A 26,210-nucleotide genomic window follows, 5' to 3' on the forward strand; every position below is an offset into this window, starting at 1 on the left:
AGATTGCATCGCTGGGCCTTCCGGCAGCTCCAACGCTTTGTCGAGTACAAGGCGAAATCGGCCGGCATCGCGGTCGAATACGTCGATCCGGCCTACACGAGCCAAACCTGCTCGTCTTGTAAACAATTGGGCAGACGCACGAAGCATCGTTTCGTGTGTCCTCACTGTGGTCTCCGGGCGCACAGCGACTTGAACGCGAGTCGGAACCTTGCCCGGATTGGCGGAACGGCGGTTCCGCCAACGGCGGCCGTAAGCACGCCTAATGTTGGAGGTGCGGATGTTGGCAACCATGTCTGCGCTTCACGATAAAGCCTGCGACTTCAGTCGCGGGTTGTTTACCCTCTGCATCGACCCCAGAAAAAATCCAAGCTGCGGTACGGGAGCGTTATCTTCGTTATTGTATCGAGATCGAGATGTTGCCGAAATCCGGCATTCTCCGGGTGGCCGACGAATCTCTTGCAGCGCTAAACAGGAAAGGGGAGCCGACCGGCAACCGCGATCCTTTCCTATCGCGTAAGGATAACCGGTTGCACCTAAGGCTCGAAGGGCAAGGCCACCCCACCTACTTAGGTCTTTATCTCGATCACAGCATCTTGTCGCTGCCGCACTATCCGCCGTATTACCCGCATCTAGTGGCTGCACGTCAGGAACTGGAAAGCTGGCTGTTTTTCTATTTCGAACCCCGAGAACGGATGCGTGCCGCCAACCCGGTCAAGGAGGTCCGACATATCGGACTCATGGGCGAGGAGTTACCTGCTTATCTCAACACCCTGAAGGCACTCGAACCCCGGCAATTCCGAGCTGTAGAAAAGGCGTTGCAAGCCATCTTACCCCAGATCGAGAGCATCGACGTCGAAGTCAACGACTTGGGCGAAGTCGCATTGAGACTCAAGGAAGCAGGCATACTCATTCCCGCCCGCGTTCTCTCGGAAGGCACTCTCCGTATTCTCGGCATGCTCGCGCTCACGGGAGCCAAGGAGCCCCCTTCCCTGGTCGGATTTGAGGAGCCGGAAAACGGTATCCACCCCAGGCGCATCGAACTCATCGCCGAGTTTCTCAAAACCAGATCTAACCTTGGCCAGACGCAGTACATCGTGACCACGCACTCGCCCATCCTGCCGGACTTTATTCCAGACGACTCCCTTTTCGTCGCCGGCAAGTCGGAATCCGACACCCGAATCGAGCCTCTCACCTCTTATGGAACACTGGGGAAACTGACTCGGAAAGGCGACATCGACCATGCCTTGAAGGATCAGAAAGAAGAACACCTGCTGGTGTCGGAGCGCCTGCTGAGGGGGGACTTCGATGCTTAAGTCAATCGCCGCATTTGGAGAAGACTTCGCACACCGCGAAATCGTCGGGGCGCTGATCCGGCGAGTGGCGAAAGAGTCGAAGCTCCCGGTTGAGGTCAAGTGGCGCAGCGCCCGCAGAGGCCACGGCAAGATCGTCAACGAACTCCGGGAATATTTCCGAGATATCAAGGAGGAAGGTGCTTCTCCCGACCTCATCGCCGTTGCGACCGACGCAAACTGCAAAGGGCTAAACGACCGCGCTCGAGAGATTCCCACGCAGTTGAGTCCCGTGACGGCAGTGCTCGCGATACCCGATCCCCATGTCGAGCGATGGTTGTTGTTGGATGGTGCTGCCTTCAAGGAGGCCCTTGGGGAAGGCTGCCGGGCACCGGACCAAAAGTGCGACCGCAGCCGCTATAAGCAAGAGCTGATCCACGCTGTCCAGAGAGCCGGCGTAAATCCAAACTTCGGCGGCATTGAATTCGCAAACGATATCATTGATGCGATGGATCTGTCGCGCGCTGCGACCATCGACCCATCGATGAAACGATTTCTCGACGCTCTACGGATGGCTTTTCGCCGGGAAACTTGAGCGCGGCCGCCGGAAGGCCATCGGCCCTTATATCGTTGTTCTTCTCGATCTTGACCGACCCTCTTCAAGAGCGATCCTACATTGACCCGCGGGATTGGCTGGCCGAAGACGACGTGGTGCAGTTTGTCATCTTCGAGAAGACGGAGGAAGCGGACCGGAGAGGCGAAGCGGTTCCGAGCAAGCTGCCCGAGGAGTTTGGTCCACGGCAGCGGCTCAAGGCAAAGCGGGATAACTTGCGATTCTACCCTGGGAAGTTGGGCTGAGTCCGGCAGGCCCGGGGGTTGCCAACAGCGAAATAAAATATGGCCGCATAGAGATGTTCATGGCAATATATCGGCATGAAGTTAAGTGTCTGGGCCAAGCGGCAGGGCGTTTGCCCGTCCCGGTCGAGCAGTTGCCGACCGGAACGCTGATCGTTCATGCGTAGTCCTTACAACCTAATGGGGTCGCCCTCTACGCGCGGGTATCCAGCGCCGATCAAAAAGCGGATCTGAACCGGCAATTGGCGCGGGTTTTCCGAGTTCGCTCTCAAGCAAACGGTTGCCGATCGTCAAGGTCGTCAAGGAGGTCGGCTTCGGACTGAAGGGCCATCGGAAAGGCATGATCGGGCTGCTCCGTGATCCGAAAGTCGGCGTCATCCTGGTCGAGCATCCCGACCGGCTGATGCGCTTCGGATTCGAGTACCTGGAAGCGGCATTGGCCGCGCAGAGTCGATCGGTCCTGGTAGTGGATCCGGACGAGAGGACCGACGATATCGTGCGCTACCTGCACGAAGTTATCGTTTCCCTGTGTGCAAGGTCTTACGGGAAGCGATCCGCGCAGAACAGCGCCAAGAAGGCGCTGGAAGCGATCCATGAGTAAGCTCCCTGTTTTCACCTACCAGACCCGTTTGAGTGTGACCCCCGAGCAGGCTTCGTGTCTCGATGCCTATGCGGCGCTCCACGGGCTGGCGCAGCGGACTCTCTTCGCCAAGATGCGGGCTGGCGTTCCCCTGAACGAGCTCAAGCGGTCGTTCCTACGCCGCTTCGGCCTCACCGCCCGGCAGTTCAACGCCATCCGGGTCGAGCTCGAAGGCAAGATCGCCTCGATCCAGGAGAGGCGGCCCGAGTTGATTGAGGAGACCAAAGGGCGGCTCAAGAGAGCGGAAGAGGCGATCGGCCGGCTTGAGAAGAAGGAGCCGGGCTCAAGCCTGCTGCACCAGAAAAAGCGGCGGCTGGCCATCCTACGGACGAAGCTCGATGCGCTCCTTGCCGATCAGGAGTCCGGCCAGGTCCGGCTCTGCTTCGGTTTCCGCCGCCTCTTCCGCAGGCAGTTTTCCCTGGAAGAGAGCGGATACGTTGATCATGCCGCTTGGAAGAAGGATTGGCAGACGGAGCGGAGCAGCCAGTTCTTCGTGCTCGGATCAAAGGACGAGACGGCGGGCAACCAGTCCTGCCAAGCAGTAGCCGAACCGGACGGCAGCCTGCGGCTGCGGTTGCGGTTGCCGGACGGATTGGGAGGCCCGAGCAAACACCTGGTGCTGGAGGGCGTGCGCTTCGCCTACGGCCAGGAGGCGATCCTCCAGGCCCTCCTCTCCGCCAGCCGGATCGTGACCGGGACAACCAAGACGGGGAAGCTTGTCCGCAAGCGGGAGGGATCCGCGGTGAGCTACCGCTTCGTGCGGGACCGGAAGGGGTGGCGGGTGTTCGCGAGCGTCGAGGTGAAACCCGTTTCCGTGGTGACACGCCGCCTTGCCGTAGCGGTCGGCATCGACATCAATGAGGATCATCTCGCCTTGGCCGAAACGGACCGCTTCGGCAATCTCGTGGAGATCCGCCGGATCGGATTGAATCTCTATGGCAAGAGCGAGGAGCAGGCGAAAGCCGCGATCGGCGATGCGTGCCGGGAGATCGTCCGGGCCTGCACCGAATCGGGCAAGCCGCTCGTGATCCAGCAATTGGATCTTCGCAAGCGGAGGGCCGAACTGGAGGCGGTCGATTCCGTCCGGGCTCGCTCGCTCTCTTCCTTCTCCTACGCCAAGGCGATCTCCATGCTCAAGGCGGCTTCTTTTCGTGCCGGAGTTGAAGGGATCGAAGTCAACCCGGCCAACACTTCCGTGATCGGCGCGGTCAACCACGCGCACCGTCATGGTATCAGCTCTCACCAGGGCGCGGCCTATGCCGTCGCCCGGAGAGGATTGGGTCTATCCGAACGCCCGTCCGTGCGGGAGGCAATCGTGCCGACCTGCAATGGACGGCTCACGCTCACCTTCGCCCTACCCGCGAGGAATCGGACGAAGCCGGTATGGTCGTTCTGGGCGGGCGTCCGGAAGAGACTCAAAGCGGCGCATGCAGCGCATGCCCGGTCGGGAGGCAATCGACTGTCTCCCGCGCCTCTGTCCCCGAAAGCGCGGGCATTGGGCGCTACCCGGACTTTGCCGGCGAAACTCCGGCACGCGAACCGTCGGCAGCACTGTTCGGCCGTCGTCGTGGACGATCTTCCCTGGTTGCGGAATGGTTGACTATGGTTTTAGGAACGGTCCCTCATGCATGCTCAAGGCGGCCCGAAGGCATTGGAGAGGAGCCGACTCCGCGGCTTGGTCTGCGCCTCGGCGAGCACCTCGACGATGTCGAAGCGGTAGTTCACGTCGTCGCGTCCCAACTCCTCGAGGTAGGCGTAAGCGGCTCGCACCAAGCGGGCCCGCTTTCCGGCGTCGACGGACTCCGCAGGCTCTCCGTGCCGGAGAGAGCTTCGGGTTTTCACCTCAACGAAGACCAGAATGCTCTTATGCTGGCAGACCAGGTCGATCTCTCCCCCTCCGATCCGCACGTTACGCAAGAGGATCCGGTATCCCTTCCGGCAAAGAAAGCGGGCGGCTTCCCGCTCCCCCCATCTTCCGAGTTCACGGCTCCTGCGCCAGGGCCACCTAAAGAGATCCAGCACGAGGCTCACTCGCTTCGGAATGAGGTATCTGGACCATCGTTTAAGGGAAGATCGTCGATCCTGCCCTCGGAGAGCCGTCCGAGAAAGCTCCGTCTGTGCAAGGATGTAGGGCCGTGGAGCCGCAAGGACTCCCAATGGCCAGCCGTTCCATATCCCTTGTGGCGCGCAAAGCCAAACTGCGGATGGTCTCGGTCGATCTCTTCCATCCATCGGTCTCGCGTAACCTTGGCTAGCACGGAGGCTGCCGCGATGCAAGCGCAGCGGCCATCGCCGCCGATGATGGCACGGGCGGGCATCTCCAAGGGAGGAGACTCCCGCCCGTCGACCAAGACGATCGCCGGTTTTTCCCGCAAGGCAAGAACCGCTCGGGACATCGCCAGCATTGTCGCCGCCAGCACGTTCCACCGGTCAACCTCTTGGGCACTTGCCAGGCCGATTCCATAGGCGACGCCCCGCAGGCTTACGATCCAGTTGCAGACAGCGAAACGCCGTCGGGGCTCAAGCCGCTTGGAATCATCAAGCCACGGATGGAGGGGAATCCGCGGGGGAAGAACGACGGCCCCCGCGATGACGGGTCCCGCGAGCGACCCGCGACCGACCTCGTCGATCCCTGCAGCGGGGGTGAAGCCTTGTGCTGCGAGAAGACGCTCCAATCGCCGATCGACGGGTTTGCGCCCGGATCTGGCCTCGCGAATTGCCTCCTCCTTACGCACAGCAGTACGGTGAGAGGGACTCTCCGGCAACCGACCTCAGAAGAGGAAAAGAGAGTGGCGGATAAAACCGGAGGCTTACTTCCGTCCAAGAACCGCGTCCTTGCCCTTCCTCCCGCGCAGGTAGTAGAGCTTGGCGCGACGCACCTTCGCGCTCCGTTCCACCTCGATCTTTTCGATCCAGGGAGAGTGGAGCCGATAAGTCCTCTCGATTCCTTCTCCGTAACTCAAACGGCGCACGGTAAAAGCCGCGTTGATCCCGTGTCCCTTCTTGGCGATCACGATTCCCTGAAAGACCTGAATCCGCTCCTTGTCGCCCTCTCGAATCCGTGAATGGACACGCACGGTGTCGCCCACTGCGAAGCGGGGAATCTCTTTCTTGAGCTGCTCTTGCTCAATCCTCTCGATTAGGTTCATTGCTCTCTCCTTTCTCTCCGCGTTCCCACAAATCCTTTCTCACGCGCCGTGTCTTCTCCTCGGCCATGCGCCGCCGCCAACGCGAAATCGCAGCATGATCTCCGGACAAAAGGATTTCGGGCACCCCCCACTCCTGGAAAACAGCCGGCCGTGTATATTGCGGACCCTCTAGAAGAGCATCTTCGAAGGATTCATGCAATACGGATTCTGCATTCCCGAGGACTCCAGGAAGGAGCCGGACCACCGAATCGACGATCGCCAGAGCGGCCACGGCCCCGTTCGCCACGACGAAATCGCCGATCGAAACCTCCTCGTCGATCCAATGATCGATGACCCGCTGGTCTACTCCCTCGTAGTGTCCGCAAACGAAGATGAGCCGATGTGCGCGGGAAAGCTCCCAGGCCATGGCTTGATCGAACCTTCGTCCGCCCGGAGAGAGAAGACGGACGGGCGCTCTTTGCGCCATGGCTTGCACCGACTCGATCGCTTCGACGAGGGGCTCGGTTTTGAGCACCATCCCGGGCCCGCCTCCGTAGGGACGGTCATCGACTGTCTTGTGGCGATCATGGGCATAGTCCCGAAGCTGGTGCGCGCGGAACACCAACCGCCCGCTCTCGATCGCCCGGCTCAGAATACTCTCCCGAGCCGCCGCTTCCAGCAGGCCGGGGAACAAGGTGATCACGTCGATCCGCACGACTCCCCCGCCCGAGAGCCCTCAGCCCGAATCTCTCGCGAATTTCGTACCCGGGGCGCGGCACTCGGAGATCAATGCTAGGCGGCCGCCTAGGCCGCCGGTGAGACCTCTTTGTCCGTTGGCCCGCGCGGAGCCGTCCGAACAAGCTGCGCAACGGTTTCGCTCAGTTGCGCTCCCCGTTGTGTCCAAAACTCCACGCGATCGAGCTTCACGCGTACCCCGCCTTCTCTCAGGACGGGATCGTAGGTTCCGACCGCCTCCAAAAACTTGCCGTCCCGAGCAGCCCGCCGATCGGTGACGACGATTCGAAAGAAGGGGCGATTTCTTCTCCCTTCCCTCCGTAAACGCACTACCACTGCCATATTGCTCTCTTTCTCCTTTGCTCTTCATCCACGCGGGTTCCGAGGAATCGCCGCCTTGGGCCAACCCTTTCCCGGTCCCCCTTTTGAAATCCGCCGCATCATCTTCCGCATCGAATCGAACTTGCGCAAGAGATCATTGACATCCGTCACCTGCGTTCCGCTTCCCCGGGCGATCCTCAGCCGGCGCCGCCCATTGAGAATCTCTGGCCGGCGCCGTTCTCCCGGCGTCATGGAGAGGATGATCGCCTCAATCTGCTTCATCTTCCTCTCATCCACCTTCACGTCGTCCTTTCCCGGAAAGCTGGGAAGAAGCCCCAGCAAGTTCTCCAGCGGACCCAGCCGCTTCATCAGCCGAAGCTGCCCGAGAAAATCCTGGAGCCCGAATTCATTTCTCTTCAGCCTCCTCGCCATCTCCTCCATCGATTGGACGTCGATTTCCTCCTGCGCGCGATCGACGAGCGCCACGATGTCCCCCATTCCCAAGAGTCTCCCGACGAATCTCTCGGGAACGAAGGTCTGCAAGGCGTCGGGCTTCTCCCCCACACCCAGAAACTTGATGGGAATGCCCGTCACCCTCTGGATCGAGAGAGCGGCACCCCCGCGCGCATCGCCATCGGCCCTCGACAGAACCAAGCCGGTGAGCGGCACCTTGACCGCGAAGGCTTCCGCCACTTTCACCGCCACCTGCCCCGTCGCAGCGTCGACGACCAGAAGCGATTCCCCCGGCTCCCAAAGCCTGGCCACTTCCGCAAGCTCTTCGAGGAGCGCCGCATCGACATCCAACCGCCCGGCGGCATCGAAGATTACGACATCCATTCCTTCGTGCTCGCTCCGAAGGCGTCCTTCTCGAGCGACCGTTTCGATCGAGGTTCCATCGGGCCAGGAGTAGACCGGGACTTTGATCTGCTCTCCGAGCCGCTGTAGCTGCTCGCGAGCAGCAGGACGAGTGAAGTCGCCCGCAACGAGAGCCACCCTCTGGTGCTGCTTTCGGAACCAGAGGGCGAGCTTTGCCGCGGTCGTGGTCTTTCCCGCTCCGTTGAGCCCGCAGAGAAGGAGCCGAAGCGGCCTCTTCCGCCGGATCTCCCTATCGCCTTCCTCAAGAAGGCAGACGAGCTCCTCGTGGAAGATCTTGACGAATTGATCACCCGGCCGGATGCCGGCGAGCGCCTCTTTCCCAAGGGCTTTCTTTTGAATCTCCTCGCAGAGCTGCTTTGCCACGGGATAGTGGACGTCGGCAGCGAGAAGGGCGAGACGGATCTCCCGGAGCGCATCGGCGATATTGGACTCGGAGAGTTTTCCGTAGCCACGAAGGTTCCGGAAAGCCGCTTCGAGCTTTTTCTGGAGTTCTTCAAGCATGGGGAGGAACCTCCTCGGAAGCGAATCTCATTTCGACCGAAGCTCCAGATCCTCGCAGAGGCCCGGCAGCTCCGCCTTCGGGGGCACCGCGCTGACAAAGGGATCTTCCAACGAGTAGAATCCGCTGTTGCCAACCTGAACGTAGTCCCAATCGATCACGTACGAGATCTTGTCCGCCGCCAGCTTCCTCATGAGCTGGCTGCGCGCGGAGGCCCTGGTGTTCCGGGGAGCTTCTTGCCGCAGATCCTGCTCCGCCAAGCCCGGTAGGCCGAGTTCCTCGAGCGAAGGGTGCGGCATCAGGCCCGCCAAGCTCCGCTCTTCGTTCAGATTATGGTATTCGAGGTCCAGGCTCTCCATCCAGGGATCGTCCCACCGGACCCCTTCCTGGGTCCCAAAGAGCTCGAGCAGATGCCGCTTGGTGATCCAATCGACTTTCCCTAAAAGGGCATCGCTATCCTCGCGCAGCCCGCGCAAGACCTCTTCCCAAGCAAGCCGGGTCCATCGGCTGTCTGGGTCCTCTTCCCGATCCATCCGGCTGGTGGCAACCAGAAAGTGTTCCAGAAGCTCCACCGCCGTCCATCTCCTTCCGTCAGACAGTTCCAGCAGCCACGGGCCGTCGGGGCAGTGCGACACCTGATGCATCGCTCGCACTGGGTCGGCCAGGGCGACATGAGGCATCCGATCCACCTCCAAGAGATCGAGGACGAGGGAGGTGCTTCCTACTTTGAGGGCTTGGGAAAAGGGAAGCATGTTCGAATCCCCAAGGAGAAGGTGGAAGCGACGGAAGCGGCAGGGATCTCCCAAGGGTTCGTCCCGGGCATTGATCAGCGCCCGGTTGAACTGGACCCATTCATAGATCTCGGTCTGAATGTAATCGGCGCGCTGCATCACTTGAAACGGCAGGGCCCGCGTTCGGGTACCCCGGTCTATCCCTCGCGGTACCATCACCGTCCCGACCCGGCCAGCCCCGACCATCAGCCCGCGGACGGCCAGAAAGGCGAGTAGCGCATCGACGTTGCCTTGAGTCAGAGGAGCGTCTCGCTGGAGCAGATAATTTTCGTGGCAGCCGAAGGTTGCGCCCGTGTAGTGATCGATGTTGTTCTTGATGAAGGACGCTTTCCCTGTCATGTCCAAGTCGATCAGCGCCTGCTGCAGAAAACGCTCCCCCGCCCGATCGGAAGCGAGCAGGTCTGCCAGGTAAAGGCACTCGGCGGTGCAATACTCGATATGCCCCATGTCGACATAGAGCCGCCCTCCATTAAAAAGAAACCCGCCGTTGCCCGCAGGTTCGTCGTAATCCCGGTCGTGGATATCGATCAGACCGACACGCTCTCGATAAAAGAGATGGTCCCGGACGCGCTCCGGCACCGGTGGACTCTCCATGCTTCGCTGCGAAAGGCAGCCAAATTCTGTTTCCAGGCCTGCGATCCGCCGCATCTCCTACTCCTTTTCCCCTACCCATCCTAGCTGCTCAGGCTCCGGGACGAGAAAAGCGGGGATGCCCGCGGCGGCAGCTTCCCGAGAGAGCGCTCCGACCTCGAATCGCTCGTTCCGGTTGCGATCGCCCGATTCCTTCGGCAGCGTAAATTCCGCCCAAGGGACGCGCTTTCCCTCATCTTCCTGGGCGGACCAGGCGAGCACCCGCGCTGCGTGCAGCGCCAGATCCTTCCAGCTTTTACCCGAGGGAGGCAAGGACGTGCGACTCTCTTCCCGCCACCGCGAGGAAAGGTCTTTGCGTGCGCCGAGCAGAACTCCGCGCAGCATCTGCTCCCGCTCCACCCCGGCATAGGCGCCGTCGTATTCGAGAAGCCATCCCTGATCCGCGGCGGGCGAGCTTCCCAGTTCTACGAGAACTCCCCGAAAGAGCAAGGGCGCAGCGAAGATCTGTTCGAAGGCGCTTTTGAGGGCGCCAGCCAGCCCATAACTCACGATTCTTCGCGCGTTCACGTCGGCCCGCGACCGCGAAAACCCTTCGACGTGCGCTGCCTCGATCGCGGTTTGCCGTATCTTCTCCAAGTCGGCGGGATGGCCTACAGCTCCCAGAGCCAGATGGTCGTAGATCTCGAAGATCTTCGGAGTAGGCGCCTTCCCGGCGAGCAAAAGGATGCCCGGCTCTCCGCTGACGGCGACAACGGGGGCGGCGCCTCGAAGCTGATCCTCGATGTACTCGCGCCGATTTTGGACCGCTTCCAACCATCGATAAGGTTCCTCGATCACGCTTGGCCCTCTTCCTCGCAGCTTTTACTCCCTTTCCCCGGGTCGCGTTCGACCTCGAACGGCTTTTGCCAAAAGGGAAAGGAAAACCGAAAGCCTACCAGCACCCTGGCGCAGTTCAATGCAAATGAGCGTTCGTCATTTCCCGCCGCTACGGCCCCATCCCTCGGGTTTTTCGATCTCTCTTCCCTTTTCGCCCCGCGACGCGGACTACTGGAACCCGGACGCCTCGCTGGACGCTCTCCTTCGGCAACGAGCCACACACGCGCCGCGAGCGGCAGCGCTCCCTCTCCTGCCTCCTCCGCCAACGCACTCGGCGAGCGGAGTGGGAAGGTCTCAAGGCGCCGCAGGGAGCAGACGAATCAACTGCTCTTCGGAGATCGACCTAACTCCGGTTTTCCGAACCACTTTGACCTGGGGGTAGATCTTCGTCCGCCGATCGATACCTCCCGTAGCGGTGTCGGATTCCGCCGCTACATCCAAAAGCTGCAAGGCCAGGGCGATCGCATCCTCTTCTGTGCGCTCTGCCGGGGGGGATCCGCTCCACCGGTTCAAGTATTGAAGGACGCTGCGAGCCGCAGGAGATCCGGAGCCCGAAACCGCGAAGTCGACGGCTTCAAATTGTGCGCCCAGGGCATCGTAGAAAAAGATCTTCGGACTCCCGCTCCCCAGGGGATCGACCAGGGTGAGAACGGGGATCACGACCCCTACCCCTTGAAGGGTCATGGCAAGGTTCTCCTTGAGAAGCTTTCCGACCATTCGCACCTTGGCGTCCAGCGACAACGGCTGGAGCTGGCTCCGCCGGTAATACTCGAAGGAGTGCTGGAGTACTCGAGCGATCTCGTACGCGGTCGCCGGAGCGCCGGCGATCGCCATGACCGTGAAGCGGTCGATCTCGATCACCTTGTCCGCCCGGTCGTGAATCACCGTATGCCCCATCGTGGCCCGCCGATCTCCCGCTACGATGACTCCGTCCCGATAATGAAAACCGAGAACAGTCGTCGATTCCGGGAGAAGGAGCGAACCACTCCCTGTCACCGTCTGCTTCCCTTCCGGAAAAAGGAGGTTCCTCGACCGGAGGACGGCAAAAAAATCGCCACTCTGCGCCCCGGGAGAGACGCCGATGGTCTCCACCTTCCTACTCTCCGGTCCGCTGCCGATAGCGCTTCGCCTGATCGGGATCGACCCTGCGCATGCGCTTGAGGATTTCTTCGGTATTGGGCCGCTCCACCCTCGGCGCCCTAGGACCCGGTCCATCTCCTCCCGGCCCTGGTCCGGGACCAACCGGGTGCGTCTTCTGTACTTGTTCTGGCATCAGCATAGGCCTCCTATGTTTTGTTACACTTTAACCGCTGATCGGCTCCAGCTTCAACTCCTCGATCATGTCGGAAACGAGCTCTGCTCGATCGATCACCTCGCAGTAGCGCTCCAAGTCGACCCCTGGAAAGGCCGAAGAGAGCTCAACCCGGTAGGTGTGTCCCTGCCAGCGGAAAGCAATGTAGTCCCACTGAACGTTGACCAAGTCTCGGGCAAATTTCTGAATGCACTTGCCCCGGACATAGGCCCGAGAGGCGTTGGGCGGCTGTTGGATCGCCCGGTAGATGTCCTCTTCCCGGGAGATTCGGGAGATCTCTCCAGCCGATTCCAACGCGTAATAGAGGCCCCGGTCCCTGTCGACCAGATGATACTCGAGGTCGACGCTCTGGAGCCAGGGATCATCCCACGAAAGCTTCTGCTCCTCGCGAAAGGACTCCAGCAGCGACCTCTTGGCAACCCAGTCGAGCCGATCCCGCAGCGCACCCAGGTCGGTCTGCAGCAGTTCCACCGTCTCCTTCCAGCTCTTCCAGACCGCCCGCTTTTCGGGATGGTCGAGATCCACGTAACGGCCAACCCAATCGGCATAGTCGCTCTGGAGTTGGGCGGCGGTCGTCGCCCCGGAGTGGGCAAGATCGATCTCCCAACGTTCGGTTCGGTCCCGCGAAATGCTCCGATGGGCGTAGAGAGGGTCCGCCAGGAAGAAACGGCGCGGCACCCGGTCGTACTGGAGAGCCTCCAAAACCAAGGCCGTTGTGCCGACCTTCAGCCAGGTCGCATACTCAGAAAGGTTGGAATCGCCCACGATGACGTGGAAGCGGCGGTAGAGCTTAGGATTCGCATGGGGCTCGTCCCGCGTGTTGATCAGCGGTCGCCGGTTCATGGTGTCGATGCCTACGAGCTCCGTGAAAAAGTCGGCTCGCTGGGAAATTTGAAAGCTTCCCACCATGCCCTGGTCTTCCTTCTCCCAACCCAGCTTGCCCGCGCCGCCGAAGATTTGCCGCGTCACCAGGAACGCCATCATCCCCTCGACGATGCGGTCCCAGGGAATCATCCGCGGGATCAGGTAGTTTTCGTGGCAGCCATAACTGTGCCCCGCGAAGTCGGTGTTGTTCTTGTAGAGGCAGACCGTATGATTGCGCTTCCGGCTCGCCGCTCGAGCACACTCCTCCAAGATCCTTTCGCCCGCCTTGTCCTGCGCCACGAGCTCCAGCAGGGTAGAGCATTCCGGGGTGGAATATTCCGGATGCGTGTGATCATTGTAAAAACGGGCGCCGTTGCGCAGGACAAAGTCGCTCTTGATCTCCTCGAAGCTATAAGGTCTCTGGCGATCTTGGGAAAAGAAGTTCGCCTCGTCCCCATCCTGGCGCAACTGCTTCGCCCGGAAGCCGCGGGCATCGCGGTGAGGATCTTCCCGCGTGTAATCCCAAAGATTAGGGCTGCCGAGCTGGGCGGCAGCCCGCACCAGATAGATCGACTCCTCGACCACGTCGATCTCCGCGTTTTCCCGAACGGCAATCCCGAATTCGGTTTCCAATCCAAAGTAGATCGGCCACGCTCGAATTGGTCTGTGCTTGTCCATGGCGCCGCTCTCCTCCCGGTAGCTTGTTCCCGAACGCTCAAACGACTTGACCCACCGTCGCTCCCTCCCTTCGAACTACAGGGGCCAGACGAACCACATTCTGTGGATCGTAGTCCACCAGCTTCAGCCAGTCTTCCGTAATGTCGGAAGGGGGGAAGATGTCATTCTCAAGATACTCGATATCGAGCGCTGTCAAAAGATCCTCCAACCCCAAGCCGTGATTCGACGGATCGGAAATCGCCCGTTTGATCGCCAACTCTTTCGCCCGTTCGACGATGGAAGCGATGATCGCGCCGCTGATGAGGTCGCCCCGATAAAGATATTCTTTCCTCCCGCTCCGAAAGGTGACTTCCAAAAACCGGTTTTGCTCCGCGCGGGCGAACTGGGCGTTCAACACTCCTTCAATCAGCATGTCGATCGCCTTCCCGCGATCCTCGCCCGCCTGACCCAAGAGTTCGGTAGCATAGGGGAGATCCCGCTCCAGGTAGATCCGGTAGATTTCGGCAGAGCCCGCGCGATCCGGGCGATTGACCTTGATCTTCCGGTCGATCCGGCCTGGCCGAAGAATCGCGGGGTCAATCAAGTCCGCTCGATTGGAGGCGAGGATGATCACCACCTCCCGCATCGACTCGATGCCATCCATCTCGGCACAGAACATGGGGACGAGCGTATTGAGGATGCTGTTGAACCGTCCTGCTCGCCGGGTACCCAGGATCGATTCCGCCTCGTCGATGAAGATGAAGGGAAGGAATCCTTCGCGTGCCAACTCTCGGGCCTGCTCGAAAAGCTCGCGCACCTGCCGCTCCGATTCCCCTACCCACATGTTCAGAATCTCCGGGCCCTTCACGTGGAGGAAGAACTCCTTCCTCTCCTCTCCGGTCTCTTCTTGAAGCTTGCGAGTCAGGTTGTAGGCGGTTGCCTTACCCAAGAGCGTCTTCCCGCATCCCGGCGGCCCGTGGAGCAAAAATCCTTTCGGGACATGGTGGTGATACTTCGCAAAGAGGTCCGAATGGAGGAAAGGCAACTCCACCGCGTCCCGTATGGCGGCGACCGCCTCTTTCTGGCCACCCACCTTCTCCCACGGAAGCACCGGAACCTGATCGAGCAGCCGGTGCCTCGTCTTCGAGGTCGCCACGACCTCCAGAGCAACTCGAGAGGAGCCGTCAACCCGGATCTCGAGCCCTGCCTTGATCCGCTCTTTGGCCAGCGGAGTCGAGCGAATGACCACGAAGCTTCCTCCCACCCCTTCGTGGCCCACGCGAAGCCGGTTGTCCGGCAAGGTGTCGATCACCTTCACCACGGGGCCGGAAAAGTCGAAGCCGAGATCGCCGACGACCGCAAAGGCCTCGTTGAGCAGCACTCGCGTGCCGACCAGGAGCGTCTCATGACCAAGCCGAGGATCGATGCTGCAGTAGAACTCGGTTCCGCCCTGAACCACCAGCGCGATCTCTTTCTTGGGCAGGCCGAGAAGGGTGGCGACCCGATTCGCCGGGGAGGAAAGCTTCTCCACCGCCTCGTTGAGCTTTTCCAAAGCCTGGCGAGCCTGCTCACCCGTCTCCTCCAGCTCGGCGACTCGGCGCCGAAGATAGAAGAATGCCTCCCGGGAGACCGCGTCAAAGGAAAGCGCTTGTCCAATCAGGTCGACGACCTGCAAGGCGGAAGCCGATTCTAAGTTTTCGAAAGACGTAGGCATCTCCGCTCCGCATCCTTTTTCTTTTCTCGCCATGCTTCCAACAATAGGCACATGCGCTCCGCTCCGCAAATCGACCTCCTAAGCGAGGCCGCTTCCCTCTTGAAGCAAGTTCCGCACCAAGTTGACCGGATCCTCCGCTTCCACCACCGGACGGCCGACCACGATGTGGGTCGCGCCAAGGGCAAATGCCTCTCGAGGCGAGACAGTGCGCCTCTGGTCGTCCCCTTTCCGCTGCGTGAGCCGGATCCCCGGGGTCACAACCACTTCCGGTCGGATGCCGGCTTTCCGCAGGGAGGAAAGCTCCCGGGCGGAGCAGACGATGCCGCGAATCCCGCAATCCCCGGCAAGCGCCGCAAGGGCGCAGACACGCTCCGAAAGGCTTCCGCCCATGCCGACCTCCGAGAGGTCCGTCTCCTCGAGGCTCGTCAGCACCGTCACCGCGAGAATCCTGGTCTTGCTGCCCGCGGCCGCCTCTACGGCAGCCCTCAGCATTCTCCTTCCGCCCACGGCATGCACGGTCAGATAGCCGACGTCCATTTGCACGCAAGCTCGGACAGCTCGCTCGACCGTGGCCGGAATATCGTGAAACTTCAGATCCAGGAAGACGTGCGCGCCCAGGGAACGAATCTCCTCCACCACTCTTGGCCCGCCGCGCAGGAAGAGTTGACTTCCCACCTTGAACCAATTGACATGCTTGCGTAGTCGGCGCGCCAGAAGGAGCGCATTGTCCACCTCGAAGAGATCCAAGGCCACAATGAGCCCATTCGCTAAGGGCAGGGAGGACACTTCAATCGCCATTGAACTCTTGGCCCCGGCGAAAATCAACCTCGACCTGCGTATTCTCGGCCTCCGCTCCGACGGGTTTCATGAGCTCTCGACGCGGATGGCTCCGATCTCCCTTTACGACCGGCTCCGGATCGCCCCACATGCTGGACCAGAGATCTCCTTTCGCTGCGATGATCCACGCCTGCCGGCGGGAGAAGAGAATCTGGTCTGCCGGGCGGCGCGCCTCTTCGCCGACTCGTTCGGCCTCCTCCGCGGCTTGACGATCTCTTTGGAAAAGAGACTTCCCGCCGGTGCCGGCTTGGGGGGAGGCAGCAGCGACGCCGCCACCGCGCTCTTGGCCCTCCGCCGCTTCCTCGGCTATCCCGCTTCCCGGGACGCGCTCCTTCCTCTGGCCGCCTCCCTGGGCAGCGACGTTCCCTTCTTTCTTGTCCAGAGGCCAGCGCTCTGCCGTGGCCGAGGAGAGATTGTCTCCCCGGAGCCCTGGCTCGGTCCGCGGCATGGGCTCCTCCTTTTTCCGGGATTTCCCGTTCCGACTTCGTGGGCCTACCAAGCCTACGCCCGGAAGCCTCTCCCGGGGGAGGAGCGCGGCACTCCGCCCTGGGGGCCGGTCCGGAACGATTTGGAGCCTGCCGTCTTCGAGAAGTATTTATGGCTCGCCGCGGCCCGAAACTGGCTCCGAGAGGAAGCGGGTGCCAAGCTTGCCATGATGAGCGGAAGCGGAAGCTCGGTCTTCGGCCTGTGGGAAAGCCTCCCCGCTCCGGAACTCGTGGCACGAGCCCGGCTCTTCTTTGGGCCCGAAGCCTGGATCCAGACCTTTTCCATCCTGAGCGGCGAAACCTCGTAGCACCTCCCAGCCGCGACTCGTTGACCGGTCCCGCTCCTCGGCTCGATCCCGCGGAATTCCCCGGATTTCGGACGCCGCGATCGAAAACTGGACGAGTCGGCGAAAAGGGTTAAGGTTGGATTCACGCGCGCGACGCTCTCTCATTCATCGACTTACTTTTTCTATGCCAAAATATACTTACTTGATTGTCGGTGGCGGGATGACCGCCGATGCTGCCGTTCGTGGCATCCGAGAAATCGACCCGAACGGATCCATCGGAGTGCTCACGACCGAAGAGGAGCTTCCCTACAACCGGCCGCCGCTCTCCAAGGGCCTCTGGAAGGGGGAGGCTCTCGACTCCATCTGGTGTCACACGCCCCAGGAGGGTCTGGTTTTCCACCGAGAGTGTACCGCACGCGCTCTCGACCTCCGGTCCAAAACGATCTCGACCGAAGGGGGGACGGTTTTCTCTTTCGACAAGCTCCTCCTGGCGACAGGCGGCGACCCGCGCCGTCTCCCGGCAGCCAGCCAGAAGATTCTCTACTTTCGGACGCTGGCCGACTATCGGAAGTTGCGCTCCTGGGCCGAATCCGAAGAGCGGATCTGCGTCCTCGGAGGGGGCTTCATCGGCTCGGAGATCGCTGCGGCGCTCACGCTCAACCGAAAACACGTAACGCTCCTCTTCGCGGAGACGGGAATCGGCGGCAGGATCTTTCCGGAGGAGCTCTCGCTTTTCCTCAATGACTATTACCGCCAGAAGGGTGCGGAAGTACTGGCCCGGCAGACCGTCTCGGCCGCGGAAGAAAACCAGGGAGTGCTGACCATCCGGCTCGGCCAAGGGACCCTTTCGGTCAACGCTCTTGTCGCGGGAATCGGCATCTCGCCCAACGTCGCGCTGGCCATGGATGCCCAACTTGCGGTCGAGAACGGCATTGTCGTCGACGAGTTTCTCCGCACCGCCCATCCGGATGTCTACGCGGCGGGAGACGTGGCGGCTTTCTTCCATCCCGCGCTGGGCCAGCGGGTCCGCTTCGAGCATGAGGACAATGCTCGCCATATGGGCATCCTCGCTGGAAGAAACATGGCCGGAAGCCAGGACAAATACGATCACATTCCGTTTTTCTACTCGGATCTCTTCGATCTCGGCTACGAAGCGGTCGGCCTGATCGACAACCGCCTCGAAGTCTTCTGTGACTGGAAGGAACGATTCCACGCCGGGGTGATCTACTATCTGGACCGGCGAAGGGTTCGCGGAGTCTTGCTCTGGAATGTTTGGGGCCAGGTCGATGCGGCGCGGGCGCTTCTCGCCGAACCCGGCCCCTTCCAGCCCGCCGATCTTCGCGGGCGAATCCCGCTCTGAAGCTCTCCGAACCATGGATGCATCCTCAACCGAGGCGCTCCGCAAAGAACCGGCGGTCGTCGTCAACGAGATTTTCCACAGCATCCAAGGAGAGAGCAGCTTTGCCGGCGAGCCATGCGTCTTCGTCCGGCTGACGGGATGCGATCTCCGCTGCCGCTGGTGCGATACGCAGTACGCCTTCTTCGAGGGGAAGCGGACGCCCCTGAACCAGCTCTTGCCGGCAGTGGAGCGCTTCGGCTGCCGGCTCGTCGAGGTGACCGGCGGGGAGCCGCTTCTTCAGAAGCATACCCCCCTCCTCCTCCAGCAGCTTTGCGACGGGGGCTACACCGTTCTCCTCGAAACCAGCGGAGCCCACTCGATCGCCGGGATCGATCCGCGGGTGCATCGCATCGTCGATTGCAAGTGTCCCTCGAGCGGGGAGTCCTCGCGAAATCTGCCCTCCAACCTGGAACTCCTGGGATCGCGGGACGAGGTGAAGTTCGTGATCGGCACCGAAGAGGATTACCGGTGGGCGGAGGCGCAACTCCGCGACGCTCCTTGGATAAGGCTGGTCCGAGCCGTCCACTTTTCTCCGGTGCAGGGAGAACTTTCCTTGGAAGTCCTGGCAGGTTGGCTGCTCCGTGACCGGTTGCCCGTCCGCTTGGGCTTCCAACTCCACAAGGTTATCTGGGCTCCCGACCGCAGGGGAGTCTAGCCGGCATATTTCACAAGCGTTCTCCTGCGGCTTGCGAAATTCATGAGAAATGGCGGCTAGTAAGGCGCTCCGGGGGTCGTTCCCCCCATCCCTCCCATGTAGGCACCTGCCGCGCCTGCCTGCTGCCAGGACGGAGGCCGATTCCACGGGAGGTCGGAGACCTGTTTCCCCTGTTTCGCGGCCTGCTTTTTCGCCGCAGATTGCTTATCGGAGGAGGCACAGCCTCCGAACATGATTGCTCCGGCAACCAGAATGAAACCCCACTTGGCCTTTGTCATCGTCTTCCGTATTTTCTTGAACTCTAGGGTGAACGATCCACGCCTCTTTCGCGCTGCGGCAGCCACCCGGACTGCCCAGCCACCTTTTGCCACATTAAGATTGTCACAACTCCAAGATCAGTTCAACACATCATCGCCGGGCTGAAGTCCCCCTGGATTGGATCCGGTCTCCACGTCGGCTACCGCCGTATGGGCCTCGGTGGAGACGATTTTCACCTTACCGATCGGCTGGCCTCTTCGGTAGACGTTGAGCAGGCCATTTTCCACCAAGCCGTCCTTTTCGCCCACATTCAAGACGACAAAATTCCAATTGCGGTTGACCGACACGACCTTGCCTCGAATTCCCGACCGCATCGAGACCGCTCGGGCGGTCGAAGGGGAAAGTTCGCGCAACCGCCCAAGTTCCGAAGTCAACTTGGCCATGTTTTCCTCCAATGCCTGCTTCTCCTTAAGCAGGCTTTCTACCTTGGCCGTTGCCGCCTCGCTTGCGGCTTTCTCCGATTCGAGCTTGCTCCCCAACTCTTCGATTTCCGTCTTCTCTTGTTGCGCGCGTTGCTCGGCATCCTTGGCGCGCTTCTCCGCCTCCTCGATCCGGCTGTCCCCGCTTCCAACCTGACTCTCTGCTTGAGACAGCTTTTCGGTGGCTTCGGCCAGCTTGGCGCGGGTCTCCTCCCCCTTTTTCTGGGCCTCGGCCGCCAGAACCTTGCTCTCCTCCACCTGCTCGGTCACCGCCTTGAGCTGAGCAGCGGTCTTTTCATACTCCTGGCGATAGCTGTTCCGCTGATTTGCCACCAGATACCCAAGCACCGCCGTCGCCAAACTGCCGATCAGTGCAATTCCCAAAAAAAACTTGATCACGCACGTTCCTCCCTTTCCATTCGCTCCGACCTGCCGTTGGCCTTTTTACTCATCCATTCCCCAAAATCCATCGGAAACCATCGGCCTACGTCCTTTCGAGGATCACTCGGAATGGCCACGCCCCATTTCGGGGGAAAAGTCCAAGAGACTCTGCTGCAGGCTGGGAGGACGCGGAAGAGAAACGGAGACCGGTTCCGCGCTCCCCGCCCGGTAGACCGTGAAGCTCAGCGCCTTACTTTCGCCGGATTTTGGGCCGAGATTGGCTCTCCGATAGATTTCCAGGAACTCGTCCAGCGATCCCGTGAAGGGCTCCCCGCCAATCGTGATAATGAGATCCCCCGGCTGGAAGCCCCCCCGCTCGCCCGTCTCGCCCGGCTGAACGGCCAAGATCGTGATGCGTCCGTCGACGGCAGCCAACAAAAGGCCGGCGGGCAGGCTCACCGGCTCGTCACAAATCTTGTCCTCGTCCGCTCTCTGAAACATCAGCCGCAGATCGGCGCCGCTCAACACCTCGAGTGCCTGGAGAAACGTTGTCTTGGAAGGCCAGACCGTGCGGGTGAACTTCTTGAGCGCCCGCTCCGCCGGAGTTTCGCTGAGCGGGTCGGGAGTCGGCTTCCGCGAATAAGCCGCTTCTTTGTGCTCTTTATTCTGCTGTGCTTCCTCCACTTTTTCCTCAAGCTCGGGCTTCACGTAGATGGTTCGAAGCGTGTCTTTGGGGCGAACTACGATCAACTCGTTGATGGCGACCGGGTATTGAAAATGGACACCGCCGGGGCGATCCTCCACGGGGAAAACAGTGATGATGGGTGGATTGGTGACCAGCGGACCTTCGACCGCCCGAGCGGTGCCGGGAAGCCCGCTCCAGCCAAGAAGCACGAGCGCGGTGGACCAAGCCGCGGGGAATCGTCTCCTCCTCCATCCGGAGAGGTTCATGGACGCACACCTCCCGGACCGGAAGCCCGCTCCAGCCAGCGCGCCACGTAGTCCTCGGCTGACTCTCCGTTTCCTTCCCAGCCCTGAATTTCGAGCGATTTTTCCCGCGATTTCTCCCCGCCCACGATCACGATCTGGGATCTCCGCGTGCAGAACACCTTGGCAAGCAGCCGCAAGAGCTCCTCGTTGGCCCGCCCTTCGGAGGGCGGGGCTTGCAGCCGCACCCGAACGACCCCATCCGTGAACCCTGCAATTTCGCTCTTCCGAGCGTTGGGGACCACTCGCACGACAAGACGGTTCCGGTTCAGGCCGGAAGCTTTGGTCGGAACGGCTCTTTTTGCTGTCATCGCAAGGCTCCCCATTTTTCTCCCGACCGGCTCTCCGCCTGGCTAAAAACCTGACGCAGCCGGTCCACCATCTCCTTGGGCAATGGGCCCCGTCGGGCAGCCTGCAGGTTATCAAACAGATGCTCGAGGCTGGCGCTCCCGGCCAAGGCAACATGGACCCCGGGCTGTGCGAGGACAAAACGGAGGGCCACCTCGGCCCATCTCATCTCCGTCGCCCCCCATTCCGCGAGTTTTATTCCCATCGCTTGGAAGCGATCGGCATAGGGCCGTATGTACTCGCGATAGAACTCGCGATAGGCAGGAGGGAATTCCTCGAGCCGCCGCCAGGCTCCGTTGGCCAACGAGCGCTTGGCCAGCACCCCGACATCGGCCTCCCGAGCCGCCGGCAGGACCGTTTCGATGTTCGCCTGGTCACAGATATTGATGCTTGTCTCGATGACCGACACCTCGGTCAGCCGGCAGGCGAATTCCGCGGTTTCGCCGTCCCCCGAGTAGCCGATGAACCGGACCTTGCCCGCCTCCTGCGCCTTCCGCAAAGCCGCCAGCGCTTCTCCCCGTTCGAGAACCGGGCGATCGCACGAGTGGAGGAGCATCACATCGATGTGATCGGTTCGCAATCGCACGAGCGAGCGGTCGATCGAGCGCCGAATGTTTTCCTCCGTCCAGGATGCCGGACTACTTTTCCCCTCTGCCGCCCAGCCGCATTTCGATGCGAGGACGCACTGCCGTCGTCGAGGGCCCAGGGCATTGCCGATTCTCTCCTCAGAGGTTTCGTAAACCGCCGCGGTGTCGATCACGTTGATCCCGTGATCGATGGCAAAGTGGAGCAGCTCGGTGGCCGCCGGCTGCGCCATTCCGGCAAAGCCGATCTCGGCGGCACCCAAGCCAAGCGGGGAGACCAGCAATCCAGTTTTCCCAAGAGGCCGGAGTCGCATTCGGTTCCGAAGTCTATGGCAAAGGGAGAAAACTGGCCATCTGGATCTTTCGGCGCGAAACCCAAGAGCTGCGGTAACTTTCTTTTTCTTCCCGGGCTTGCACGTCTGCCGGCTTCCGCCGATAAGGTGGAAATTGGTCTTCCTTCTATGCGCGTAACGATTGAAAAGGATTTCCGTTTCGAGGCGGCCCAGCAGCTACCCGGATTTCCGGAAGGCCACAAGTGCCGCCAGCTGCACGGCCACAGTTTCGAGGTGCGCGTCGCGGTCGAGGGCGAGGTGGATCCCGCTACCGGCATTCTCTACGATCATGCCCGGATCTCCCGTGCGGTCGAGCCCCTGCTGGCAGAGTTGGATCATCGCTTTCTCAACGAAATTCCGGGCCTCGAAAATCCAACCATCGAATCCATGGCGCGGTGGTTTTGGGAAAGGCTCGTTTCCCTCCTTCCCGGGCTTGCCCAGATCACCATTTGCGAAACATCCCGGGTCCGATGCCTCTATCGCGGCCCCACTCCCTCTTCCGCCCGCTCATGAGCGAGAACGAAGAAACAAGCGAGTTGCTCCGCCTTCGCCGAGAAAAGCTGGCCGCTTGGCGCAGCCGCGGCATCGATCCATTCGGCGGCTCCTTCCCCGACACGACATCGGTTGCCGAGATCCTGATGCATTTTGCGGAAGGACGGAAGGCCCGGCTGGCGGGCCGCCTCCTCTCCATCCGGGAGATGGGCAAGAGCCTCTTCGCTCATCTCCAGGACGCAAGCGGGAGGATGCAGATCTATGCCAACCTCCAGTCGGTGGGGGAGCGGTTCGCCGATCTCAAACTTCTCGACTTGGGCGATATCGTCGGAGTCGAAGGCGACTGCTTTCAGACGAAGACCGGAGAGAAGACCTTGCGGGTCGGCCGTTTCGATCTTCTTTCCAAGTCCCTCCGCCCGCTCCCCTCGCAATGGCACGGCCTGCATGACGTGGAGGCTCGCTACCGGCAGCGCTATCTTGATCTGATCGCGAACCCGGAGGTCCGGGAGATCTTCCACAAGCGAGTCCGGATCGTCCGGGAGATTCGCTCCTTCCTCGAGGAGCGCGGATTCCTCGAGGTGGAAACCCCGATGATGCAACCGATTCCCGGTGGAGCGGCAGCCACCCCCTTTTCCACCTTCCACGAGGCTCTGGGCATCCCGCTCTACCTCCGGATCGCCCCGGAGCTTTACCTCAAGCAGCTTCTGGTGGGAGGCTTCGAGCGCATTTTCGAACTCAACCGAAACTTTCGAAACGAGGGCCTCTCCCGCAAGCACAATCCGGAGTTCACGATGCTCGAGGCCTACTGGGCGTACGCGGACTTTCCGCGGATGGCGGAGCTTCTCGAATCGCTCGTCTGCCATCTGGCCGAGAAGGTCTGCGGAGGACTCCATCTTTCCGCAGCGACCGGACTCTTTCCCTCGATCGATCTGACCCCTCCGTGGCCAAGGAAGAGGTTTTCCGACTGCCTGCGGGAAGCGACGGGGAAGGAATGGTTCTCCCTCCCTCCCGAGGAGCGCCGTAGGCTCGCCGAAGAATTGGGCGTTCCACTTCTGCCCAATGCCGAAGAGATCGACGTGACCCGGCACGCCTTCGAGAAGCTTGTCGAGGCCCGCACGGCCGGCCCCCTGTTCGTGACGCATCTTCCCAGGGAGCTGGTGCCGCTCGCCCGACAAAACCGGGAGGATCCCTCCGTGGTCGATGTCTTCGAGCTGATTATCGGCGGGCAAGAGATCGCTCCCGGCTATAGCGAGCTCAACGATCCGATCGTCCAGCGAGAGCGGCTCGAGCATCAGGCGGGGGAAGAGAGGCAGAAGCTCGATGAGGAATTCCTCATGGCTCTCGAGTACGGGATGCCCCCGGCCGGAGGCTTGGGCATGGGGATCGATCGACTGGTCATGCTCCTCACCGGAAGCGAATCGATTCGCGATGTGATCTTCTTCCCGCTCCTCCGCCCTAGCCGCCATTTCTCACAAATTTCGTAGCCGACGCGCCTTAGAGGGCGGATGCTTGCTCACGACGTCCGGTGCGAAATAGCGGTTCCCAACCGCGGATTTGTTTTGTAGAGTTTACGATAGGTTCCTGGGGGTTTAGCTCAGTTGGTAGAGCGTCTCGTTCGCAATGAGAAGGTCGGGGGTTCGAATCCCCCAACCTCCACAGTTCCCGCGCCGAAGGCAATCCGAGAGATTCCCTGGATTGGCTTGCGGGGAATGCCTTGGGCGCGTGATCTTCTCTAGCGTGTAGGAGTTCTTCTGAACATGGCTTCTCTGCTTGATCGCGTGGAGATCCTCTTTGGAGACATTACCCGTCTTCCGGTCGATGCGGTCGTCAACGCGGCCAATTCGAGTCTCCTGGGCGGAGGAGGAGTCGATGGGGCACTCCATCGCGCCGCGGGTCCCGAACTCCTCGAGGAATGCCGCGCGCTCGGTGGCTGTCCCGTAGGCAAGGCCAAGCTCACCAAGGGCCATCGCCTTCCAGCAAAATGGGTAATCCATGTGGTGGGGCCTTTTTGGCAGGGCGGCGACCAAGGGGAGGATGCCCTTCTGGCCGGCTGCTACCGCGAAGCCCTTGGCCTCGCAGCCGCGCTTCCCGCCCGCTCGGTCGCCTTTCCCGCGATCAGCACGGGGGCCTATCGTTTCCCCGCCGACCGGGCGGCCCTCATTGCCCTTAGAGAGATCGCGGCCTTTCTCGCCGGCAACTCGCTTCCGGAAAAGGTCTTTCTGGTCTGCTTCCGCGACGAGACCCTGGTTGCCTGCCGCAGGGCCTATGCCCGGCTCAGCGAAGGAAAGCAGCCGCAGCTAGTGGATTAGTTGAAAGGAGATCCCGCTATTCCTCTGGCGTGCGCCGTGGATTTGAGCTCTGCGTCGTGAGTTTGCGCAGCCTGCATCAACTGCTGCTTAAATTGGCCGTAGATGCTTGGCCAAAGGGAACGCGACTTCTGCTGATTTTCGGCCAACATCTGATTCAGCACTGCGGGCGAGTTGCGGATCCATGATTCCGAGTCGATCAATCTCCTTTGTGCCTGTATGCCTTGCAGGCCCCATTGATATGACTGATCATAACTCTGGAGTTGTGTGAGAAAGCTACTCCATCGGCGGTCCTGCTCGTCCGCAATCCTTTGCACCAGCTCCTGAGCGAGCACGGCATCTCCCGCAGCGGCTGGCTTGATCGGTGGCGGGAGAAGAGGTTCGCCCGGGATGAAGCTCCAGGTCAGCTTCTTCTGCAGACGAATCCGGATCTCATTACCAGCGCGAATTTCCTCGGGTACATCGATGAGATCCTTGCGAAACGTGGCCTTCCACGGCACGGGAAAAGGGCCCTGCCCCTGTCGCAGGACCACCTTCCGCGATGCCATTTGATAGTAAGAACCGGCGGGCAATAAGTCGGTGAAGATCACATAGGGCAAAAACTGCGCCGCGGTGGAGGAGACCGCCGCCGGAGGGGTGCGGGCGGCTGTGACAACGCGAACGCTGTAGACATCGCCTGCGGGAATGAGGGAGACAGAGCAGTTGGCTATGGCCAGATCTCCCTGGGCTTTCCAGTGGACTTGATTCACCGTTGCGACGTTCCATCCCGGAGCCGATTGACGATGCGCCGCTTCGAGGAGATCTTCGCGTCTAGGTAGCGATGCGAAGGGGGAAGAGCATCCGATCAACAGGAAAAGGACACCGGGTAAAAGTCCCAAGAGAATAGCCCAGATCGATCGCTCCCGGCGCGGCTGGTTTCGCGCAAATCGTCTCATTCTCTTCGCGCAGGCATCTAACCTGCATGCCTCACAAATGTTCTCCTGCGGCTTGCGCGCTGAACCCGGCTGCTTCGCTGGGTCTTGGGTTTTGGCCCTCTCCTCACAGCCTGTCTTCATACACTCCGGGGAAAACCTGTGCCCCGCCTCGCATCCAGGTCCATCGGCCCGCGCCTCGGGTACGAACTTTGCGAGACATACAGGCTAAAATGCAAGAACCGGACGTCGCAAGAAAAACAGTTCCGTCAAGGGGGCTCTCGACCAACCGTCGGCGGCCGTCCAATCGTCTTCGCCGTG

30 protein-coding genes, 1 tRNA gene and 1 pseudogene are annotated in these 26,210 nt (G+C 61.1%); 13 read left to right on the forward strand and 19 right to left on the reverse strand.

From position 1 onward, the window contains the following. The 6 genes and pseudogenes from A37A_RS18930 to A37A_RS0103675 all read left to right on the forward strand — a co-directional run. On the forward strand, nt 1–309 hold a 309-nt coding region (locus A37A_RS18930), incomplete at its 5' end, for a zinc ribbon domain-containing protein (protein WP_155996595.1). A gap of 104 nt (nt 310–413) precedes the next feature. Beyond that, nucleotides 414–1,313, forward strand: a complete 900-nt coding sequence (locus tag A37A_RS18095) for an AAA family ATPase (protein ID WP_018290179.1) — start codon at nt 414–416, stop codon at nt 1,311–1,313. Then, on the forward strand, nt 1,306–1,884 hold the full coding sequence (locus tag A37A_RS0103660) for a hypothetical protein (RefSeq protein WP_018290180.1): 579 nt from the start codon (nt 1,306–1,308) through the stop codon (nt 1,882–1,884). Before A37A_RS18095 ends, A37A_RS0103660 begins: the two co-directional genes overlap by 8 nt. A 50-nt stretch (nt 1,885–1,934) precedes the next feature. After that, a complete protein-coding gene (locus A37A_RS0103665) occupies nt 1,935–2,147 on the forward strand; it encodes a hypothetical protein (protein ID WP_196799487.1) in 213 nt (70 codons plus the stop codon). 75 nt (nt 2,148–2,222) lie between these two features. Then, a pseudogene (locus A37A_RS15640) lies at nt 2,223–2,745 on the forward strand (IS607 family transposase). Beyond that, on the forward strand, nt 2,738–4,384 hold the full coding sequence (locus A37A_RS0103675; protein ID WP_026195626.1) for an IS200/IS605 family element transposase accessory protein TnpB: 1,647 nt from the start codon (nt 2,738–2,740) through the stop codon (nt 4,382–4,384). Before A37A_RS15640 ends, A37A_RS0103675 begins: the two are co-directional and overlap by 8 nt. Nucleotides 4,385–4,416: 32 nt before the next feature. Here the strand turns inward: A37A_RS0103675 and A37A_RS0103680 are convergent, their stop codons facing one another. From A37A_RS0103680 to pyrF, 13 genes are all read right to left on the reverse strand, one after another. After that, the gene (locus tag A37A_RS0103680) at nt 4,417–4,815 is read right to left on the reverse strand and encodes a YraN family protein (RefSeq protein ID WP_018290182.1); all 399 of its coding nucleotides are present in this window, start codon (nt 4,813–4,815) and stop codon (nt 4,417–4,419) included. Further along, a complete protein-coding gene (locus tag A37A_RS15645; RefSeq protein WP_018290183.1) occupies nt 4,812–5,519 on the reverse strand; it encodes a ribonuclease HII in 708 nt (235 codons plus the stop codon). The genes A37A_RS0103680 and A37A_RS15645 overlap by 4 nt, the downstream gene beginning before the upstream one ends. A 75-nt stretch (nt 5,520–5,594) precedes the next feature. Then, a complete protein-coding gene (gene rplS / locus A37A_RS0103690) occupies nt 5,595–5,933 on the reverse strand; it encodes a 50S ribosomal protein L19 (protein ID WP_018290184.1) in 339 nt (112 codons plus the stop codon). Continuing rightward, entirely contained in the window at nt 5,911–6,627 is a 717-nt protein-coding gene (gene trmD, locus A37A_RS0103695) for a tRNA (guanosine(37)-N1)-methyltransferase TrmD (protein ID WP_018290185.1), read from the reverse strand. The genes rplS and trmD overlap by 23 nt, the downstream gene beginning before the upstream one ends. Nucleotides 6,628–6,716: 89 nt before the next feature. Further along, nucleotides 6,717–6,989 carry a 30S ribosomal protein S16 gene (gene rpsP / locus A37A_RS0103700; RefSeq protein ID WP_020493969.1) on the reverse strand — a complete coding sequence of 91 codons (273 nt, stop codon included), beginning with the start codon at nt 6,987–6,989 and terminating at the stop codon, nt 6,717–6,719. Nucleotides 6,990–7,013: 24 nt separating this feature from the next. After that, on the reverse strand, nt 7,014–8,345 hold the full coding sequence (gene ffh / locus A37A_RS0103705; protein ID WP_018290187.1) for a signal recognition particle protein: 1,332 nt from the start codon (nt 8,343–8,345) through the stop codon (nt 7,014–7,016). Between the two features lie 27 nt (nt 8,346–8,372). Next, on the reverse strand, nt 8,373–9,782 hold the full coding sequence (locus tag A37A_RS0103710; protein ID WP_018290188.1) for a proteasome accessory factor PafA2 family protein: 1,410 nt from the start codon (nt 9,780–9,782) through the stop codon (nt 8,373–8,375). Nucleotides 9,783–9,785: 3 nt separating this feature from the next. Continuing rightward, nucleotides 9,786–10,562 carry a hypothetical protein gene (locus tag A37A_RS0103715; protein WP_020493970.1) on the reverse strand — a complete coding sequence of 259 codons (777 nt, stop codon included), beginning with the start codon at nt 10,560–10,562 and terminating at the stop codon, nt 9,786–9,788. Between the two features lie 333 nt (nt 10,563–10,895). After that, the gene (locus A37A_RS0103725) at nt 10,896–11,693 is read right to left on the reverse strand and encodes a hypothetical protein (RefSeq protein WP_018290191.1); all 798 of its coding nucleotides are present in this window, start codon (nt 11,691–11,693) and stop codon (nt 10,896–10,898) included. A gap of 4 nt (nt 11,694–11,697) precedes the next feature. Next, nucleotides 11,698–11,880: a ubiquitin-like protein UBact gene (locus A37A_RS19970; RefSeq protein WP_026195628.1), complete on the reverse strand. Its 183-nt coding sequence runs from the start codon at nt 11,878–11,880 to the stop codon at nt 11,698–11,700. 24 nt (nt 11,881–11,904) lie between these two features. Further along, a complete protein-coding gene (locus A37A_RS0103735) occupies nt 11,905–13,455 on the reverse strand; it encodes a proteasome accessory factor PafA2 family protein (RefSeq protein WP_018290192.1) in 1,551 nt (516 codons plus the stop codon). A 37-nt stretch (nt 13,456–13,492) separates the two neighbouring features. After that, nucleotides 13,493–15,148, reverse strand: a complete 1,656-nt coding sequence (locus tag A37A_RS0103740; protein WP_231363749.1) for an AAA family ATPase — start codon at nt 15,146–15,148, stop codon at nt 13,493–13,495. 78 nt (nt 15,149–15,226) lie between these two features. Further along, entirely contained in the window at nt 15,227–15,946 is a 720-nt protein-coding gene (pyrF, locus tag A37A_RS0103745) for an orotidine-5'-phosphate decarboxylase (RefSeq protein ID WP_018290194.1), read from the reverse strand. Nucleotides 15,947–15,953: 7 nt separating this feature from the next. Here pyrF and ispE point away from each other — a divergent pair, with 7 nt between their 5' ends. The 3 genes from ispE (at nt 15,954) to A37A_RS0103760 (ending at nt 18,811) form a co-directional block, all read left to right on the forward strand. Continuing rightward, nucleotides 15,954–16,778, forward strand: coding sequence for a 4-(cytidine 5'-diphospho)-2-C-methyl-D-erythritol kinase (gene ispE, locus A37A_RS0103750; protein WP_018290195.1), 825 nt, complete (start codon nt 15,954–15,956; stop codon nt 16,776–16,778). A 163-nt stretch (nt 16,779–16,941) separates the two neighbouring features. Next, a complete protein-coding gene (locus A37A_RS0103755; RefSeq protein ID WP_018290196.1) occupies nt 16,942–18,117 on the forward strand; it encodes an NAD(P)/FAD-dependent oxidoreductase in 1,176 nt (391 codons plus the stop codon). Between the two features lie 13 nt (nt 18,118–18,130). Next, nucleotides 18,131–18,811 carry a radical SAM protein gene (locus A37A_RS0103760; RefSeq protein WP_020493974.1) on the forward strand — a complete coding sequence of 227 codons (681 nt, stop codon included), beginning with the start codon at nt 18,131–18,133 and terminating at the stop codon, nt 18,809–18,811. A 56-nt stretch (nt 18,812–18,867) separates the two neighbouring features. On the opposite strand, the gene A37A_RS0103765 is transcribed toward A37A_RS0103760, so the two are convergent. The 5 genes from A37A_RS0103765 to A37A_RS0103785 form a co-directional block, all read right to left on the reverse strand. Further along, nucleotides 18,868–19,089: a hypothetical protein gene (locus tag A37A_RS0103765; RefSeq protein WP_018290198.1), complete on the reverse strand. Its 222-nt coding sequence runs from the start codon at nt 19,087–19,089 to the stop codon at nt 18,868–18,870. 117 nt (nt 19,090–19,206) lie between these two features. Next, nucleotides 19,207–19,947: a hypothetical protein gene (locus A37A_RS0103770; protein WP_018290199.1), complete on the reverse strand. Its 741-nt coding sequence runs from the start codon at nt 19,945–19,947 to the stop codon at nt 19,207–19,209. A gap of 102 nt (nt 19,948–20,049) precedes the next feature. Further along, complete coding sequence (locus A37A_RS0103775) at nt 20,050–20,880, reverse strand: PDZ domain-containing protein (RefSeq protein WP_018290201.1); 831 nt, start codon at nt 20,878–20,880, stop codon at nt 20,050–20,052. Further along, a complete protein-coding gene (locus A37A_RS0103780; protein ID WP_026195630.1) occupies nt 20,877–21,227 on the reverse strand; it encodes a DUF167 domain-containing protein in 351 nt (116 codons plus the stop codon). Before A37A_RS0103780 ends, A37A_RS0103775 begins: the two co-directional genes overlap by 4 nt. Continuing rightward, nucleotides 21,224–22,162, reverse strand: a complete 939-nt coding sequence (locus tag A37A_RS0103785; protein ID WP_026195631.1) for an aldo/keto reductase — start codon at nt 22,160–22,162, stop codon at nt 21,224–21,226. The genes A37A_RS0103780 and A37A_RS0103785 overlap by 4 nt, the downstream gene beginning before the upstream one ends. Before the next feature lie 147 nt (nt 22,163–22,309). Between A37A_RS0103785 and queD the strand changes: the two genes are divergently transcribed. The 4 genes from queD (at nt 22,310) to A37A_RS0103805 (ending at nt 24,981) form a co-directional block, all read left to right on the forward strand. Next, nucleotides 22,310–22,693 (forward strand): 6-carboxytetrahydropterin synthase QueD, encoded by a 384-nt coding sequence (gene queD / locus A37A_RS0103790; RefSeq protein WP_026195632.1) that lies wholly within the window; start codon nt 22,310–22,312, stop codon nt 22,691–22,693. Beyond that, a complete protein-coding gene (lysS, locus tag A37A_RS0103795) occupies nt 22,690–24,156 on the forward strand; it encodes a lysine--tRNA ligase (protein ID WP_018290205.1) in 1,467 nt (488 codons plus the stop codon). The genes queD and lysS overlap by 4 nt, the downstream gene beginning before the upstream one ends. 99 nt (nt 24,157–24,255) lie before the next feature. After that, nucleotides 24,256–24,328 (forward strand) — tRNA-Ala (locus tag A37A_RS0103800). Nucleotides 24,329–24,429: 101 nt separating this feature from the next. Continuing rightward, nucleotides 24,430–24,981 (forward strand): O-acetyl-ADP-ribose deacetylase, encoded by a 552-nt coding sequence (locus A37A_RS0103805; RefSeq protein ID WP_018290206.1) that lies wholly within the window; start codon nt 24,430–24,432, stop codon nt 24,979–24,981. Here A37A_RS0103805 and A37A_RS0103810 read toward each other — a convergent pair. Continuing rightward, nucleotides 24,978–25,913, reverse strand: coding sequence for a hypothetical protein (locus tag A37A_RS0103810; RefSeq protein WP_018290207.1), 936 nt, complete (start codon nt 25,911–25,913; stop codon nt 24,978–24,980). The two genes, A37A_RS0103805 and A37A_RS0103810, sit on opposite strands and share 4 nt — an antisense overlap. Between the last annotated feature and the right edge of the window lie 297 nt (nt 25,914–26,210).

The sequence above is a fragment of the Verrucomicrobium sp. 3C genome, from assembly GCF_000379365.1.
Lineage (GTDB): Bacteria > Verrucomicrobiota > Verrucomicrobiia > Methylacidiphilales > Methylacidiphilaceae > Methylacidimicrobium.

Excerpts from the sequence above, each read along its gene's own strand:
- queD (WP_026195632.1), top strand. The coding sequence starts at position 22,310 with ATGCGCGTAACGATTGAAAAGGATTTCCGTTTCGAGGCGGCCCAGCAG.
- A37A_RS0103810 (WP_018290207.1), bottom strand. The coding sequence starts at position 25,913 with ATGAGACGATTTGCGCGAAACCAGCCGCGCCGGGAGCGATCGATCTGG.
- A37A_RS0103710 (WP_018290188.1), bottom strand. The coding sequence starts at position 9,782 with ATGCGGCGGATCGCAGGCCTGGAAACAGAATTTGGCTGCCTTTCGCAG.
- A37A_RS18095 (WP_018290179.1), top strand. The coding sequence starts at position 414 with ATGTTGCCGAAATCCGGCATTCTCCGGGTGGCCGACGAATCTCTTGCA.
- A37A_RS0103765 (WP_018290198.1), bottom strand. The coding sequence starts at position 19,089 with ATGACAAAGGCCAAGTGGGGTTTCATTCTGGTTGCCGGAGCAATCATG.
- A37A_RS0103755 (WP_018290196.1), top strand. The coding sequence starts at position 16,942 with ATGCCAAAATATACTTACTTGATTGTCGGTGGCGGGATGACCGCCGAT.
- rpsP (WP_020493969.1), bottom strand. The coding sequence starts at position 6,989 with ATGGCAGTGGTAGTGCGTTTACGGAGGGAAGGGAGAAGAAATCGCCCC.
- A37A_RS0103785 (WP_026195631.1), bottom strand. The coding sequence starts at position 22,162 with ATGCGACTCCGGCCTCTTGGGAAAACTGGATTGCTGGTCTCCCCGCTT.
- rplS (WP_018290184.1), bottom strand. The coding sequence starts at position 5,933 with ATGAACCTAATCGAGAGGATTGAGCAAGAGCAGCTCAAGAAAGAGATT.
- lysS (WP_018290205.1), top strand. The coding sequence starts at position 22,690 with ATGAGCGAGAACGAAGAAACAAGCGAGTTGCTCCGCCTTCGCCGAGAA.
- ffh (WP_018290187.1), bottom strand. The coding sequence starts at position 8,345 with ATGCTTGAAGAACTCCAGAAAAAGCTCGAAGCGGCTTTCCGGAACCTT.
- A37A_RS0103780 (WP_026195630.1), bottom strand. The coding sequence starts at position 21,227 with ATGACAGCAAAAAGAGCCGTTCCGACCAAAGCTTCCGGCCTGAACCGG.
- A37A_RS0103735 (WP_018290192.1), bottom strand. The coding sequence starts at position 13,455 with ATGGACAAGCACAGACCAATTCGAGCGTGGCCGATCTACTTTGGATTG.
- A37A_RS0103805 (WP_018290206.1), top strand. The coding sequence starts at position 24,430 with ATGGCTTCTCTGCTTGATCGCGTGGAGATCCTCTTTGGAGACATTACC.
- A37A_RS0103675 (WP_026195626.1), top strand. The coding sequence starts at position 2,738 with ATGAGTAAGCTCCCTGTTTTCACCTACCAGACCCGTTTGAGTGTGACC.
- A37A_RS0103660 (WP_018290180.1), top strand. The coding sequence starts at position 1,306 with ATGCTTAAGTCAATCGCCGCATTTGGAGAAGACTTCGCACACCGCGAA.
- pyrF (WP_018290194.1), bottom strand. The coding sequence starts at position 15,946 with ATGGCGATTGAAGTGTCCTCCCTGCCCTTAGCGAATGGGCTCATTGTG.
- A37A_RS0103760 (WP_020493974.1), top strand. The coding sequence starts at position 18,131 with ATGGATGCATCCTCAACCGAGGCGCTCCGCAAAGAACCGGCGGTCGTC.
- A37A_RS0103775 (WP_018290201.1), bottom strand. The coding sequence starts at position 20,880 with ATGAACCTCTCCGGATGGAGGAGGAGACGATTCCCCGCGGCTTGGTCC.
- A37A_RS19970 (WP_026195628.1), bottom strand. The coding sequence starts at position 11,880 with ATGCTGATGCCAGAACAAGTACAGAAGACGCACCCGGTTGGTCCCGGA.
- A37A_RS0103740 (WP_231363749.1), bottom strand. The coding sequence starts at position 15,148 with ATGCCTACGTCTTTCGAAAACTTAGAATCGGCTTCCGCCTTGCAGGTC.